Below are 15,817 nucleotides of genomic sequence, written 5' to 3' on the forward strand. Positions count from 1 at the left end.
TGCCCGTGCTGTATCCAATAATGACGGAAACCCGCAGTCTGTATGATCTGGGCGGGGTATGGAATTTCAAGCTGGACGATGGCTCCGGCTGGGACGAGAGCTGGCAGGCATCGAAGCTCACAGATACGATCCCAATGGCGGTGCCCTCGGCTTACAATGATCTTGGCGTAAGTCCGGAGATTCGTAATCATGTCGGCTGGGTGTGGTACGAGCGGGAGCTGACGCTCCCGGCGAACATCCTGAATGAACGGCTGGTGCTGCGCTTCGGCTCGGCTACCCATAAGGCGAAGGTATTTATCAATGGAAGCTTGGTAATGGAGCATGCCGGCGGCTTCCTTCCCTTCGAGGGCGTGATTAACGGCTATATCCGGCCTGGAACGAACCGGTTGACGGTGGCTGTTCATAATGTCGTGGATTACACGACACTGCCTGTAGGCCTGTACACAGAGACTGAAGGCCCGGACGGGAAGACCAAGGTGAAGAATCAGCCGAATTTCGATTTCTTCAACTTTGCCGGATTGCAGCGGCCGGTGCGGATCTATTCCACGCCGCAGACCTTCGTTCAGGACGTTACTGTAGTGACCGATTACAAGGAGGAGCAGGGGAAGGAGAGGCAGGGGATAGTCCGCTATAGCGTGGACATTAGCGGAGAAGCTGAGGTCCGGGTCACGCTACTGGATGAATTGGGGAAGGCGGTCTGCTCAGGTTCAGGGCAGTCCGGCACTCTGAATATTCCCCGCGTGATCCTATGGCAGCCGCTGAATGCCTATCTGTACACCCTGAAGATTGAGCTTCTGCAAGCGGAGCAGTTGGTTGATGTCTATGAGCTGCCGTTCGGTGTACGGACGGTAGAGGTGAAGGACGGGCAGTTCCTGATCAATGGCGAGCCCTTCTACTTCAAGGGGTACGGCAGACATGAGGACACTCCGTTCCATGGACGGGGACTGGATGAAGCCGCGAACATTATGGATTTCAATCTGATGAAATGGTCGGGGGCCAACTCCTTCCGCACGGCGCATTATCCGTATGCCGAGGAAGTGATGCGTCTGGCCGACCGTGAAGGCTTCGTCGTGATTAATGAGACTCCGGCGGTAGGCTTGGATCTTAATTTCCTGGTGATGTTCTCAGGAGGTTCGAAGAAGGATACCTGGGCAGAGGTCCAGACCTTCGGGCATCACCGGCAGGTGATCCGGGAGCTGATTAACCGGGATAAGAACCATGCCTGTGTAGTGATGTGGAATGTGGCTAATGAACCAGCCTCTTATGAGGATGGGGCTTATGAATATTTCAAGCCGCTGATTGAGCAGTTGCGGGAAGAAGACCCGCAGCATCGTCCGGTTACGCTGGTGACGCATATTGAGGCATCCCCGGCGAACGACAGAATCTCTGAGCTGATCGATGTGCTTGCCTTCAACCGGTATTACGGCTGGTACGTGGACGGGGGAGATCTGGAGTCGGCGAAGAACAAGCTGCGGCTGGAGCTGGAAGCTTGGAGCCAGCGGTGCCCGGGCAAGCCGATGATGATGACCGAATATGGAACCGATACCGTAGCCGGACTGCATGATGTGGAGCCAATTATGTTCACGGAAGAGTACCAGGTGGCGTTCTACCGGGCGAACCATGAAGTCTTCGACGAGTTCCAGGAGTTTGTGGGCGAGCAGGTATGGAATTTCGCCGACTTTGCTACCAGCCAGGGCATCATCCGCGTGCAGGGGAACAAGAAGGGCATCTTCACCCGTGACCGCAAGCCCAAGGCGGCAGCGCACGAGCTGCGCCGGAGATGGACGGAGATACCGGATTTTGGCTATAAGAAGTAGATTGAGTTTAAGTTGCAACGTAAGTTTGCAAGCCTCCAACCCTTCAAGCCTCCCGTTATGGGAGGCTTTTTTTAAACAATAACCCCCGGCTTGGCTGGGGGCCTTATGTGATTCGTAGCAAGAGGGAAGGGCGGATATAGTTGGAAAAAAGGCACTTAATTTTGCCGAAATCGAGGGTTGAGGGCAAGCAGTTTGAAAAAGTACACTTAATTCCTGGAATCCGATGGATTTAGCAGAAGTCGGGCTGAGTAAGCTGCATTTTTCCAACTAATTAGTTTACGTACCCCTTTACCGCCAAATTAGATGTACAATTTCCACTTGTATAAGTCCGCCGCCATGAGTCAGACGCTGTAAGTCTCCCGCGCTCTCAACTGTAAGCAACACTCTCTCGAATCTGTAAATCCCCAGCGCCCTAATGATCCAGTCCCGCCTTCCGCAGACACTGCGCCTTCCCGCTCCACTTCCCGCGAACATTCTACATTCTGTTTTATTCCTGCTTGGCGTATCTTCCAGGGGATACTCCTGCCACCTTGGTGAAGCTGCGGATGAAATTGGCATAATCGCTGAAGCCGGATTGATAACAGGCCTCGGTGATGCTAAGCCCTTCGCGGAGGCAGGCCTTGGCTAACGAAATCCGGCGGTCCAGGATATAGGAACGGAGCGTTAAGCCTGTGTGCTGTTTGAACTGGCGGCTAATATAGGTGCTGTTCAAATGAAAGGTGCTGCTAAGCTGCTCAAGCGTGAGGGTCTGGCCTAGATGGGCATCAATATACTCCATGGTCCTGCGGACCAGCTCCGGCATGATATCTGCAGGAACGATGCTTGTTCTATGAAACACGGTGTTGGTCAGCACCAATAATTGAGCAAGCATGCTGTTGGCGAGGATATCTGCCCCATACGCATCCGATGAGAGGACCTCCTCCAGATCGCCGGTCAACCTGAGAACCTGCTGAAGCTCGGCTTCCTCCAGATGCACGATGTTGCCCTTACCCTTCGGGCGGTAGTCGAAGCACCAGGATAGAGGGGTAGCCGGAGTAGACAGGCGGTGCAGATAAGATTTTTGGAGATTGATCGTAATCCGTTCATATTCCGATTCATCCTGGCTGAAGGAACGATGCATTTCTTCCGGGTTCAGCACAAGCAGATCTCCGCGCTGCAGGTGGTAGCAGCTGTTCTCAATATAGAACTTGACGTTGCCGCGCAGAAATAAGTACAGCTCATACGCTTCATGGCGGTGATAGAAGGTTCCCATATTATAGGTGGTTGTCCTGTGCAGGTAGAGGTAATCTTTATGGATAGGGTCATAGCGAAGCTCAAATGGCTCGTTCATGGGTAACCTCCGGATCATTTCGCGCAATAATAACAGCGGAACCTGCAATGATTCTTCTCTGGAACTACTTTAAAATGACATTATCCTAGCATGCAGGAATATGATTTGCAACCCTTTTATCGTATTACAACAGACTGGAGGACAGGGTAGTGGAACTGATCATAACGGCAAGAAGCAAGGCTCAGGAAGATCCTGAATATACCGGACTTAACGGGCATGGACTACATGCATCCGTTGAGATAACAGGCGGGACAGGCAGTGCACAGCACCCCTTTCAGGCTCATGTACAGATCAAAAATCTGAACAGCACGCCTTGGTCAGGCGTCATTCATGTGGAGTTGCCGTTCGCCAAGGCTGATCCGCGCTTTTTTCTTCCCGCATTTATGTATGGCCGTAACCGGGGGGAAGCTCCGCAGAATGTTCCGAATGAGTTCCCGCGGCTTAGAGACGGCCAGCCCTCGCGTCCTTCTTCTTCCTGGTGGATGGTGCGCAGCGACCGGCTGTCACATCCGGCGGCGCTGGTATACGACACTGGCAAAGTGTACGGATTATGCGCCAGCCCTTATTTTATATACAGGAAGGGAGAGAAGATCCAGTGGAAGCCTGGGCTAGAGGGGGAGTTCTTGCAGTATGGCGGCCTCACCTGCTCGCTTGCCAAGGGAACGGTCGGCTATACGCTGGGGTATGAGAATGCTCCGCTTCTGTTCATCAAATCGCGTCTCGTCAAGGAACGGGCACCGCTGGAGGAGAACTGCTTCGAACTGGCGGCCTCAGAGTCAGTAGCGTTCCTGCTGGAATTGTATGACTACAAGGCTGAGTCTGAGCTGAGCATTAATGCTGCGCTGGAAGAGATCTATTCCCGCTATCATCAGCCCCCAAGACCCGGCAGCGGGATCAGGAGCGCTGCGGCCGATCTGTCGAAGGCCATCTATCAGTATGCGTGGCTGCCTGAGGACCGGAGTTACACAACCTTTGTCTATGAGGACAAGGAGACGGGCGGGTACCGGTACAATAAAATCATCTCCATCAGCTGGACAAACGGTCTGACTGTAGCCACCCCTATGCTGATGGCTGCGCTGCGGCTGGGAGATGAGCCTATGCGCGAGCAGGCGCTCTCCTGCATTGAGCATATCATCGGGAACTCCCTGAACCCGGCTTCCGGTCTTCCCTATGAGGCCTATCAGGACGGGAAATGGAGCATTCACGGCTGGTGGTTTGACGGGATGCGCACGCCCGGACATTCCGCCTATCTATGCGGACAGGCCTTGTTCTATATTATGAAGGCCTATGAATACGAGAAACGGCTCAAGCATGTCGTTCACGAGGAGTGGGTGGAGTTCGTGCGGAAGATTCTCCCTGTACTGGAGAGAAGCCGGAATTCGGACGGTGAATACCCTACGATTCTCTCCGAGCGAACCGGTGCCGGGCTTGAATACGATTCCTTCAGCGGGACCTGGATCATGGCTGCCATAGCCTACTATAGCTGGCTAACGGGAAACCGGTCGCATCTGGACAGCCTGAAGCGCAGCGAGCGGCATTATTATGAGACCTATGTGAGACGGATGGAGTGTTATGGGGCGCCGCTTGATGCGGATAAGGCGGTAGATTCTGAAGGGATTCTGGCGTATATCCGGGCGGTGCGATATCTGCACGCCCTCACTGGGGATGAGCTGTATCTGGATCATATGAGAGATGCGCTTGCTTACGAGTTCACCTTCAAATTCGCTTATAATTCACCGGTTAAGGTGCCGCCGCTCAGCACAGTGGGCTGGTCCAGCTCCGGGGGGAGTGTGACCTCCGTCGCCAATCCGCATATTCATCCCATGTCGAGCAGCGTGGTGGATGAGCTGTATTACTTCGTGCAGCAGCGCGATGATCCCTACGTCCGGCAGCGGATGCTGGATACCGTCGGCTGGGGCTGTCAGACCTACAACCGGTATGACCGGGAGTTCGATCACGGCTTGACAGGCTGGATGTCCGAGAGATTCTGCCATTCTGAGGGGTTGGTAACCGAGACCTACAGTGACGGTTCACCGGCCAGCACCTGGTTCTGTCTGATGCCCTGGGCCAGCGGCAGTATTATTGAAGGTCTGGTTGGCGATTACTGGGAGGCGGACAGCGAGTAGCGCTGTTAATTCTCAATGTTGATATTCTGCCAAAAATATAACCGCCCTGCAGAGGGCGGTTAATTAAGCTGTTGTTTCCCATTAGTTGCAAGTAGACTCGCAGGATACCGTAAATTTCATACCCATCGTCTGCACTGCATTTCCTTGAATTTCAGTGGAACCATCTTCTACGAATACCGGAATTTCAAGTGCTGATATCAACTTCGTCCAGAACTTAACAGCTTTTACATTCGATTTGAACATCCCCACCTCGTAGCGGCCAGAATACAGTTTGAAGATTTGCATGACAGCATCTTTGGCTATATTCGTGCCTCTGTATTTGGGCAATACAAATAGCTCCTGCACTGAATAGTCCACTTCCTTTGCAACATAAGGAGGGGAGGTAACCAGAATAAAGCCAACGATTTTGTCATTAAACGTGATGAAGTGAGGATATAACCGTTCGTCCCTATAATATGGCGAGATATCTTCCATTTCGAATGTACCTTCTGCTCCAATATCCTCCTGTGAGTAAGCAGAAAGCTCATAGAGATAGTAATTAAATAAATTTTCAAATTGTTCTTTGTTTGTATCTGTTATTTGTTGAATTGTCGCCTTCATCTTATTAACCCCTATATATTATTTTCTTTTCAGTGCCCTCTGTTTGACGGAGACCTTTGCTACCCTAAAGATACAGTATCACACATTACGTCGAACGTAAGGTGAAAAGACAGCTATAATTAACGTTACCTTTTTCAAAAGAATGCCCGGGCACTTACGGCAGCATACCAGCCCGGTACCTGCCCGGGGACATACCGGCCACCTTGGTGAAGCTGCGGATGAAGTTGGCGTAATCGCTGAAGCCGGACAGCTCGCAGGCGGCCGCGACGCTCTTGCCGGAGGTAAGGTGGCTCATGGCCAGGGAGACGCGCTTGTTAACGATATAGGAGCGGACGGTAAGTCCCGTGTGCTCTTTGAACTGCTGGCTTATATATTTGCCGCTGTAATGAAATTCCTGCTCCAGCTGGGCGGAATAGATCGGTTCGAGCAGATGCTCCTCGATGTAAGCCATCGTCCGGCGGACAAGCTCCGGCATGAGATTATGCGGCAAAGCGGCGGAGGACTGCTGCAGAGTGTTGATGAATACAAGCAGGCGGGTGGCATAGGAATCGGCCAGCAGATCCTGTCCGTACTCCTCGGAGTGAAGGCTATAGATCAATTGGTCCGCCAGTCTGGAATAGAAGGCGCACTGGTCGCGGGAGAGCCGGATCAGCGTGTTCAGCCCCGAGGGAAAGGCGTTGAAGCAGGCCAACAGGTTCGTGCGGCTGCTGGATAGCCGCCGCAGGGCGGATCTTCGCAGGTTCAGCCCGATCCGTTCATAGGTCTGGTTGTCGGCACAGACACAGCGGTGCATCTCACCTGGACGGATCAGAATCAGATCGCCGGGGGAGAGCTTGTAGCAGGACTGCTCCACATACATATAGGTATTGCCTCTCAGGAACAGGTAGATTTCGTAGGCATCGTGCCGGTGGTAAGGCTGAGCCGGGCTGAGCTGCTCCGTGGTGGTTGATTTGTGGAAGCAGATCATTTCTTCGGGGATCGGGGTGAACACATACTGGGCAAGCTGCTCCATGGCATCCATTCCTTTAATTGGATATATAAGGATTATCGGTATCCGCGCAATATAGTATCGCTGATATGCAACGACGATATATCAACTATTTAATATAATACAGGAATAGGAAGCGCTTGCAAGTGTTGCAAGGGAAAAGGACAAGCCTGTACAGGGTACAGCTGCCGCTTCGATTAGACAGGAGGTGCGACCAGAGGCAGAATTCGGCAGGAATGTTGTGCAGAAATCATATAATAAGGAGATGAAGCAATGAAATCAACGTTTAAAAAATCACTATGTACCTTGCTGGCAACGGTAACTATGTTGTCTATGCTGGTGGTGCCACCGCCACCCAAAGTTTCAGCAGCCAGCGATGTGACAGTCAATCTGTCCGCCCAGAAGCAGTTGATCCGCGGATTCGGGGGCATCAACCACCCGGTCTGGATCGGGGATCTGACCGCCGCGCAGCGGGAGACCGCCTTCGGGAACGGGGCGAACCAGTTGGGATTCTCCATTCTGAGAATCTCTGTGGACGAGAACAAGAACAACTGGTATAAGGAGCTGGATACGGCCAAGGCAGCCGTTGCCAAAGGAGCCATCGTTTTTGCTTCGCCGTGGAATCCGCCTAGCAGCATGACGGAGACCTTCAACCGCAACGGGAATACCTCAGCCAAGCGTCTCAAATATAACCAGTACGGCGCATACGCCCAGCATCTGAATGACTTCGTGACATACATGAAGAATAACGGGGTTAACCTGTATGCGATCTCGATACAGAATGAACCGGACTATGCCGAGACCTGGACCTGGTGGACACCTGCCGAAGTCCTGAACTTTATGAAGAATTATGCCGGTTCTATCAATTGCCGGGTCATTGCTCCTGAGTCCTTCCAATATCTGAAGAATATGTCTGACCCGATTCTGAATGACTCCCAGGCGCTGGCCAATATGGACATTCTGGGGGCACATTTGTATGGAACTCAGGTGAACAACTTCGCTTATCCGCTCTTCAAGCAGAAGGGTGCAGGCAAAGAGCTGTGGATGACCGAGGTCTATTATCCGAACAGCAATAACAACTCGGCCAACCTGTGGCCTGAGGCGCTTGAAGTAGCATACCATATGCACAATGCGCTGGTGGAAGGGGATTTCCAGGCTTATGTATGGTGGTATATCCGCCGCCAATACAGCCCGATGAATGAAGACGGCAGTATCAGTAAGCGCGGGGACAGCATGGCCCAGTTCTCCAAGTTCGTCCGCCCGGGTTATGTAAGAGTTGATGCTACGAAGAACCCTAACACCAATGTCTATGTCTCGGCTTACAAGGGCAGTAACAAGGCAGTGATTGTCGCTATTAATAAAAGCAATTCGGCGGTCAGCCAGCGGTTCGTCCTGCAAAATGGCTCCGCATCGAGTGTGTCCCCATGGACCACAGACGCCAGCCGCAAGGTAGCCGCCGGATCAGCCATTAATGTGTCGAATGGTGCCTTCACTGCCCAACTCCCGGCTCTTAGTGTAACTACCTTCGTAGCCACACTCGGAAGCAGCAAAAGCTCAGTAACGGATACTACTTATGAGGCCGACACCGAAGTCGAAGCCGACACTACATTAATCGTTGCAGAATAGAAACCATTCACTCCAGTTTCCATAAGCAACCTTATCCTGGCCTGTAAACAGCAGCTTGTACAGTGCGTTTGCGGGCCGGGATTTTTTAGAATATAAGGAGGGGTATCGTGTTCAAAGTGTTGCTGGTAGACGATGAGGTGTATGTTCGCAAAGGGCTGCTTGAAATCATTCCTTGGGAAGCGATGAAATTCAGCGTTGTGGGAGAGGCCAATAATGGCGCTGAAGCGCTGGAGATGATTGAACAGCTGGAGCCTGACCTGGTGATTACGGATATCCGCATGCCTACTCTGGACGGGCTGGATCTGATCCGCAGTGTGTATGCACAGGCCAGACTTCCTCTGATCTTCATCATTATCAGTGGCTTCCACGATTTCAACTATGCGCAGCAGGCCTTGCGCTACGGGGTTCATGATTACATCTTGAAGCCCATAGATGAAGAGGAGATGACCGCTGCGCTGCGGAAGCTGTCGTATGCCATGGGCAGGAAGCGGATTGCCTCGCTGACTAATGATGATCTTACGACCAGTGCAATCATGGAAGCGCTCGTGCAGGAGAGTCTCCAGCCGGAGGAGGCCGAACCTTATGCAGCAGCCTTGGGTCTGGAAGGAGTGGGCGGCTTTCTCTACACCATGACCGAGATTCATGCGGGAGGGGGGCAGGACAAGCCAACCACCCTGAAGCAATTCCAGGAGGCGCTGTACTCCCCAGAGGTGGGAGGTGCCGGCATTCCTGTCCTGGAACAGCAGCCGGGGACCTTCGGGATGCTGTTCTGTACGGACCAGATCGAAGGCGGATGTGGAGGTCTTGCGCTTCATTTGGAGCGGCTTCGCATAGCCCTCGCGGGGCGGCTATATATGGAGCTGAGCCTGTACGCCGGTGATCCTGTTGACACGCTGGCCCATGTCCACCGCTCTTATTCAGAGGCTAACGAAGCAGCCAGGCACAAATATGCCGAGAATACTGGAGTCATTACATATGCACAGATTAAGGATAAAGCACTGTACGTGTTTGATATGAATCCGGTACTGGCAAGCAAGCTGATTCTGGAGCTGGAGGAGGGCAACATGACGGACTATCAGCAAACCGTGAACGGCATGTTCACGTTATTCCATGAGCAGCGCTACACCCCGCAAGCCGTGAGCAGCTCCCTCGCCCGGTGTATGGCAGGTATTCTTGGCGTGATCAAGGAGATGGACGGCACCGAAGCGGAAATTCTCCGGCTGAAGGAGCTGGCTGAACGGGGGCACGGGCAGTGGAGTCTGGCCATGCTGCAGGAGCATTTCCAGCAGGCTATACAAGAAGCAGCGGAATCTATTGCACGGCTCCGCAAGCTGAACAGTCTGGGCGGAATCAAACCGATCAAGCAGTACATTGACACCCATTACCATGAGAATATCAGCCTGAAGAACATCGCAGCCATGTTTTATATGAATGCAGTCTATCTGGGGCGCTTGTTCCGCAAGACTTACGGCGTCTATTTCAATGAATATCTCCTGGAGCTTAGAGTGCAGGAAGCCAAGAAGCTGCTTCGGCAGAGCGATCTGAGAATGTACGAGATTGCTGGCAGGGTCGGTTTTCAGAATGCTGATTATTTCGTAACCCAATTTGAAAAGCTGGAACAGCTGACGCCGTCTGAATACCGGAATATGCTGATCGGCAAAGAATAGGGGGGCCTATGAAGAACTTCCTGAATTACCTGAAGCTGCGCGACAAGCTGCTGTTGATGTATATGCTGTCCGTGTTCATTCCTATCGTACTGACCAATGTAGTGTTCTATAACGTGACCACATCCAATATACGTAATCAAAAAATCCGCGATGCGGACATGGCACTGAATAATCTGAAAAACGACCTGCGGGTGACAATCGATCAGGGGGTCGGACTTTCGTATTCCCTGTATACCGATTCCATCTTCAACAAAACCATTACCCGTAAATTCACCAGCCAGAAAGACTATGTGGATACCTTCAATTCCTACCTGAGGGGCGCGCTTGCCGATGAGAATATGCAGGGGGTCCGCTGGTATCAGGTATATACGGATAATCCCACCATCTTAGCCTCCGGCTATATGGACCGGTTAACCGGCGAGATCCGAAAGTCCGGCTGGTATACCCGTTCCCTGGCCTCCTCTGCTTCCTATCCAACCTTTATCTATACAGACCAGAAGTTCAGCCTGATTCAGAGATTGAATAATTACAATACCGGCGGCTTCGAGCAGCTCGTCAAGATTGACCTGAATATGGAGCAGATTCACCAGATTTTTGAGGGAAGCGGATTTGACGGCCAGGTCTATCTGGTGGACCCTCAGGGCAGAGTACAGTTCGGGAATGTGACGGCGAACCTCACGAAGGATATTTATTTTCATGAGATCAGCTTTCCTGGCAGCTCCCGGATCTTTGATGAAGCGTACAGTGACATTAATTATCTAAAGGGCTGGACTCTGAAAGGCGTGATGGACGAGGAAAGCGTGCTGAAGGAGGTCCGCAAGTCGCGGTCCTTTGTTATATGGCTGGCATGCATCAACTTTGTACTGCCAACGATCATCATAGCCGTCATGTCGAGGTCCATTCATGTGCGGCTGGTGCGGATTCTGCGGCATATGAAGAAGGTGAAGGCGCAGAACTTCGAGACAATTCCCCCGGAAGATGCCAGAGATGAGATCGGACAGCTGACCGCCGAATTCAACCGGATGACCGAGACGATCAACAGTCTGATCAATGAGGTCTATGTGGCAGATATTCAGAAGAAAAATCTGGAGCTGAAGCAGCAGCAGGCCCAGCTTCATGCCCTGCACAGCCAGATCAATCCCCACTTTCTGTTCAATTCTCTGGAATCGGTCCGTATGCGCAGCATCATCAAGGGGGAGAAGGAGACCGCGAAGATCATCCAGCATATGGCCAAAATGTTCCGCAAATCGCTCTCCTGGAGTCATAACGATGTTACCGTCCGCGAGGAGCTGGAGCTGATTGAGAGCTTCCTTACGATCCAGCAATACCGGTTCGGTGACAAGCTGGAATACAGCATTGTTGCTGAACCGGCAGCACTCGGCCTGCGGATTCCCAAGATGGTTCTGCTGCCGTTCGTAGAGAATGCCAGTATCCATGGCATTGAATCAAGTCCGGATAAGGGGAGTATCGTAATCTCAGTCACTCTGCAGGCGGACAGGCTGATCTTCAGATTCCAGGATAACGGGATCGGCATGGATTCAGACAAGCTGGAGGAGCTTCACCGGTATCTGCAGGATGGCGACGATATCGGCGAGCATGTCGGGATGAAGAACGCGTACTGCCGTCTGAAGCTTTGTTATCGGGAGGGCTTTGCTTTTTCAATGAATGCCCGCTACAGGGAGGGGACATCTATTGAAATTTCGCTTCCTGTTATGGAAGAGAAGCCGGGATGAGGAATGTACTTGGATATGTTTTTCTAAGTATGAGGTATGGTTTGTTGGGTAATCAAGAAAGCGTTTACTTGTTATATTGAAAGAGCTTACAGCATTGAAGGAATTTAAGAATCATAAGGGGGATTTAGTCGAAATGTTAAAAAGCAGGATTATGACCGCTGGTTTGGCACTCGTGTTGGCGGCGACTTTGGCAGGTTGCGGTAACGGCAATAACTCGTCTGACAGTGCAGCGAACAGTACCACGGATCAAGGAAAAGAAGATAACGCAGCGGTTACGTACAAGTATTTCAGCTTTGGCGGGCCGAAGAAGCAGGTCCTGGGCAGTGAGACCACGATCGGGAAAGAGCTGCAGACACAAACCGGCGTGGACTGGAACATTGAATATCTGGTTGGCGATGGGGATACGAAGGCTGGAGTGATGATTGCCAGCGGTGATTATCCTGACATTATTGATTCCAGCGGCCAAATGGCCAAGCTGATGGAAGCAGGGGCCTTCATTCCGCTGGATGATCTGATTGAGAAGTATGGACCCAACATCAAGCGTGTTTATGGCCCTTATTTTGATAAATTCAGACAGAAGGACGGTAAAATCTACTTCTTCCCTTACGGAGCCAATATCGGTTACCTGTCCGAGCCTAACTTCCAGACAGGGTTCTATATCCAGCGTTCTGTACTGAAGGAATTCAATTATCCTAAAATCACCACTCTGGATGAATATTTCGACCTGATCAAGCAGTACAAGGAAAAGCACCCTCAGATAGAGGGCAAGGATACCATCGGTTTCGCTACTCTTGCCGGTGAGCAGGGCAGCTTCTATACCCTCCAGAATCCGGCCATGCACTTGGCAGGCTCACCTAACGACGGCAGCTCCATCATCGACATGAAGACCCATGAGGCTAAGCTGGTGGCGGGCTCTGAATATCAGAAGCGGTGGATCGGGAAGCTGAATGAGGCCAATGCCGAAGGGCTGGTTGATCCGGAGTCCTTCACCATGAACAAGGACCAGTATCTGGCGAAGCTGACCTCCGGACGCGTCCTCGGTTATTTCAGCTACTCCTGGCAGGTTGGGGACGCAACCAACAATCTGAAGAAAGCCGGCAATGATGATAAACGGTATGTATCGTTGCCCATCGTGTTCGATAAAGGAACGAAGGATCAATATATTGATCCTCCCGGCTTTGTCAACAATTACGGGGTTGGCATTACCGTCAAAGCCAAGGATCCGGTCCGCATTATCAAGTACTTCGATAACCTGCTGAAAGAAGAGAATCAGATTCTGGTCCAATGGGGCATCAAGGACCAGAGCTATGCAGTTGACGAGAACGGCCGCTTCACGTATGCCAACGATGAACAACGGCAAATGCATGAAGATCCGGAAAAGAGCATGAAATTCGGGTTCGACTACTTCAATTACAGCTGGCCCCGTTATGGAAACGCCTCTGTTCTTCAGGACGGCAACGCCTATGGTCCCGGCAGCCAGCCGGAGGTGGCAACCTTCAGCTACACGGAGGGTGACAAGAAGCTCCTTGCAGCATATGGGGTGAAGACCTTCAGTGAGCTGTTCAGCAATCCGGACGAGCGATCATGGTTCCCCGCGTGGTCGATTGCCCTTGAACAGGGATCGCCCCAGCAGATGTTCATCACCAAAGCAGATGATCTCCAGCGGAACCACCTGCCTTCGATGATTCTGGACACACCGGCCAACTTCGGCAAGAACTGGGACGATTACATGAATCAGCTCAACAAGCTGGATAAGAAGACCTATGAGGACTTCATTACTCAAAAGGTACAGGACCGCGTCGCCGGTAAATGGTGATATAGAGATTAATCAGCAGGGAGCCGGAAGGGAGTAAGATCAAGTGGAGAAACCAGTGAATTCTGTTAGCCCATCCCTCAACAACAAGGGGACGGGCTTAAATAAAACCAGTTCATTCCTCAAACGCCTTATCCAGCAGAGAACGCTGGCTTTCATGTGTATTCCATTCGTCCTCTGGGCGTTTGTGTTCAAATACCTTCCCATTTGGGGTTGGACCATGGCCTTTCAGAACTACAAGCCGGCCAGAAGCTTTTCCGAGCAGGAATGGGCGGGCTTGAAGCATTTTCGGATTCTGTTTGAAGACAGCACCTTCTACCGGGTGCTGCGCAACACGCTGGTGATGAGCACCCTTCAGCTGGTGCTGGGCTTCGTAACCGCAATTACGCTGGCTCTTTTACTGAATGAGCTTAAAAATATTGTGTTTAAACGTGTGGTTCAGACCATCAGCTATTTGCCGCACTTTATCTCCTGGGTTGTGGCGTCAAGCATAGTGCTGACCGTGCTATCGCCCGACGGGATCGTGAATCTGCTGCTGACGAAGCTGCATCTCCTGGACAAACCGGTGCTGTGGATGGGGAAAGGGAATTATTTCTGGGGGATTCTCGCGGGAACCCAGGTATGGAAAGACGTAGGCTGGAACACCATTATCTATTTGGCAGCGATTACAGCAATCGATCCTTCTCAATATGAGGCGGCTGAAATCGACGGGGCGGGCCGCTTTCAGCGGATGCTCAATATTACGCTTCCCGGACTCAAGCCGGTGATCATTATCCTGCTGATTATGAATTTGGGTAACATTCTTGAATCCGGATTTGAGCCGCAATATTTGCTGGGGAACGGGATGAATCTGGAATACTCGGAGAACCTGGATATTTTTGTTCTGAAATATGGTTTGGGAATGGGCAGCTTTTCCTTAGGGACCGCAGCAGGCATATTCAAAACCGTAGTCAGCTTTATCTTCCTCTTCTCCGCCAATCATATTGCCAAGAGAATGGGAGAAAGCAGATTATTCTAAAAGGAGGTTTATGTCATGCAATCAAGTAAAGCGTCCCGCTTACGGAACTCCAGTCCGGGGGACCGGATATTCGATATCTGCAATGTAATCTTTATGATTTGTCTGATGATTGTCACGATGTATCCCTTTGTTAATATGATCGCCGTGTCCTTCAACGACGCCAATGATGCCGTGAGAGGCGGTATTTATTTGTGGCCGCGCGAGTGGACCTTTAACAACTATAAATATATCTTCGGAGAATCGGAGATTTATCATGCGACCTTAGTTTCACTGCTGCGCACTGTGATTGGTACGGCGGTGTCGGTCTTCTGTACGGCAATGCTGGCCTTCACCGTCAGCCGCCAGGAGTTTGTGCTGCGCAAGTTTGTCACTCTGTTCTTCGTCATTACCATGTATTTCAGCGGAGGCCTGATCCCCGGATATCTGCTGATCCGCAATCTGGGCATGACAGACTCCTTCTGGGTCTATATTGTTCCGGGGGTGATCGGGGTGTTCAATATGATCATTATCCGCTCCTTCATTGAAGGACTTCCCGAAGGGATTCTGGAATCGGCCCGGATTGACGGTGCGGGAGAATTCACTACCTTTATCCGTGTGGTATTGCCGCTCACCATTCCCGCAATGGCAACCGTATCCTTGTTCGTCGCGGTGGGGCAATGGAATTCGTGGTTCGACGTCTTTCTGTACAATTCCTCCAATATCAAATTAAGTACCCTGCAATACGAATTGATGAAAATCCTGCAGACCACCAACACCTCTGCGACTGCAGGGGCGGTAGACGCGTACCAATCCGCAGAAAATGCTGTGAGGGTAACGCCTACTTCGCTGCGGGCGACAATGACGATTATCGCCAGTGTGCCGATCCTGGTGGTGTATCCGTTCCTGCAGAGATATTTCGTGCAGGGGATGACGGTCGGCGGGGTGAAGGGCTGATTGCGGGTATGGTTATGTCGGACTATATAGATACGATTTTTTGCTGAAGCGGCTGCACCATCCTGGTTCAAGGATGGTGCAGCCGTTTGTACATCCGGGAGGCATCTCCCTGATAGCACAACGACAAGCAGTGGCAAGCTGGATACATGATTTTAACATGAAGTTC

Annotated in this window: 11 protein-coding genes; 8 read left to right on the forward strand and 3 right to left on the reverse strand. The window is 51.6% G+C overall.

Annotated elements, in window-relative coordinates:
* Positions 1-5 precede the first annotated feature (5 nt).
* Complete coding sequence (uidA, locus tag MKY86_RS10760; RefSeq protein WP_076073731.1) at positions 6-1,817, forward strand: beta-glucuronidase; 1,812 nt, start codon at positions 6-8, stop codon at positions 1,815-1,817.
* Positions 1,818-2,304: 487 nt separating this feature from the next.
* Here the strand turns inward: uidA and MKY86_RS10765 are convergent, their stop codons facing one another.
* On the reverse strand, positions 2,305-3,147 hold the full coding sequence (locus MKY86_RS10765) for an AraC family transcriptional regulator (RefSeq protein WP_076073734.1): 843 nt from the start codon (positions 3,145-3,147) through the stop codon (positions 2,305-2,307).
* 149 nt (positions 3,148-3,296) lie between these two features.
* Between MKY86_RS10765 and MKY86_RS10770 the strand changes: the two genes are divergently transcribed.
* Positions 3,297-5,273: a hypothetical protein gene (locus MKY86_RS10770; protein WP_076073737.1), complete on the forward strand. Its 1,977-nt coding sequence runs from the start codon at positions 3,297-3,299 to the stop codon at positions 5,271-5,273.
* Between the two features lie 81 nt (positions 5,274-5,354).
* Here the strand turns inward: MKY86_RS10770 and MKY86_RS10775 are convergent, their stop codons facing one another.
* Together MKY86_RS10775 and MKY86_RS10780 are read right to left on the reverse strand one after the other, a co-directional pair.
* Positions 5,355-5,873, reverse strand: a complete 519-nt coding sequence (locus MKY86_RS10775) for a GNAT family N-acetyltransferase (protein WP_076073739.1) — start codon at positions 5,871-5,873, stop codon at positions 5,355-5,357.
* A 154-nt stretch (positions 5,874-6,027) separates the two neighbouring features.
* Positions 6,028-6,885, reverse strand: coding sequence for an AraC family transcriptional regulator (locus tag MKY86_RS10780; protein ID WP_036729948.1), 858 nt, complete (start codon positions 6,883-6,885; stop codon positions 6,028-6,030).
* Positions 6,886-7,134: 249 nt separating this feature from the next.
* Here MKY86_RS10780 and MKY86_RS10785 point away from each other — a divergent pair, with 249 nt between their 5' ends.
* From MKY86_RS10785 to MKY86_RS10810, 6 genes are all read left to right on the forward strand, one after another.
* Entirely contained in the window at positions 7,135-8,487 is a 1,353-nt protein-coding gene (locus MKY86_RS10785) for a glucuronoxylanase (protein ID WP_076073742.1), read from the forward strand.
* A 107-nt stretch (positions 8,488-8,594) separates the two neighbouring features.
* Positions 8,595-10,154: a response regulator transcription factor gene (locus MKY86_RS10790; RefSeq protein ID WP_076073745.1), complete on the forward strand. Its 1,560-nt coding sequence runs from the start codon at positions 8,595-8,597 to the stop codon at positions 10,152-10,154.
* An 8-nt stretch (positions 10,155-10,162) separates the two neighbouring features.
* The gene (locus tag MKY86_RS10795; protein WP_076073747.1) at positions 10,163-11,887 is read left to right on the forward strand and encodes a sensor histidine kinase; all 1,725 of its coding nucleotides are present in this window, start codon (positions 10,163-10,165) and stop codon (positions 11,885-11,887) included.
* A gap of 133 nt (positions 11,888-12,020) precedes the next feature.
* Positions 12,021-13,703, forward strand: a complete 1,683-nt coding sequence (locus MKY86_RS10800; RefSeq protein WP_076073750.1) for an ABC transporter substrate-binding protein — start codon at positions 12,021-12,023, stop codon at positions 13,701-13,703.
* Between the two features lie 55 nt (positions 13,704-13,758).
* Complete coding sequence (locus MKY86_RS10805; protein ID WP_340827793.1) at positions 13,759-14,718, forward strand: ABC transporter permease; 960 nt, start codon at positions 13,759-13,761, stop codon at positions 14,716-14,718.
* Between the two features lie 15 nt (positions 14,719-14,733).
* Positions 14,734-15,651, forward strand: a complete 918-nt coding sequence (locus MKY86_RS10810) for a carbohydrate ABC transporter permease (RefSeq protein ID WP_076073755.1) — start codon at positions 14,734-14,736, stop codon at positions 15,649-15,651.
* Positions 15,652-15,817: the final 166 nt, after the last annotated feature.

Origin of the sequence: Paenibacillus sp. FSL R7-0333 (genome assembly GCF_038000365.1) — a bacterium.
Lineage (GTDB): Bacteria > Bacillota > Bacilli > Paenibacillales > Paenibacillaceae > Paenibacillus_AQ > Paenibacillus_AQ silagei.

Coding starts and splice junctions, on each gene's coding strand:
- MKY86_RS10795 (WP_076073747.1), top strand. CDS start 10,163: ATGAAGAACTTCCTGAATTACCTGAAGCTGCGCGACAAGCTGCTGTTG.
- MKY86_RS10775 (WP_076073739.1), bottom strand. CDS start 5,873: ATGAAGGCGACAATTCAACAAATAACAGATACAAACAAAGAACAATTT.
- MKY86_RS10810 (WP_076073755.1), top strand. CDS start 14,734: ATGCAATCAAGTAAAGCGTCCCGCTTACGGAACTCCAGTCCGGGGGAC.
- MKY86_RS10785 (WP_076073742.1), top strand. CDS start 7,135: ATGAAATCAACGTTTAAAAAATCACTATGTACCTTGCTGGCAACGGTA.
- MKY86_RS10765 (WP_076073734.1), bottom strand. CDS start 3,147: ATGAACGAGCCATTTGAGCTTCGCTATGACCCTATCCATAAAGATTAC.
- MKY86_RS10800 (WP_076073750.1), top strand. CDS start 12,021: ATGTTAAAAAGCAGGATTATGACCGCTGGTTTGGCACTCGTGTTGGCG.
- MKY86_RS10780 (WP_036729948.1), bottom strand. CDS start 6,885: ATGGAGCAGCTTGCCCAGTATGTGTTCACCCCGATCCCCGAAGAAATG.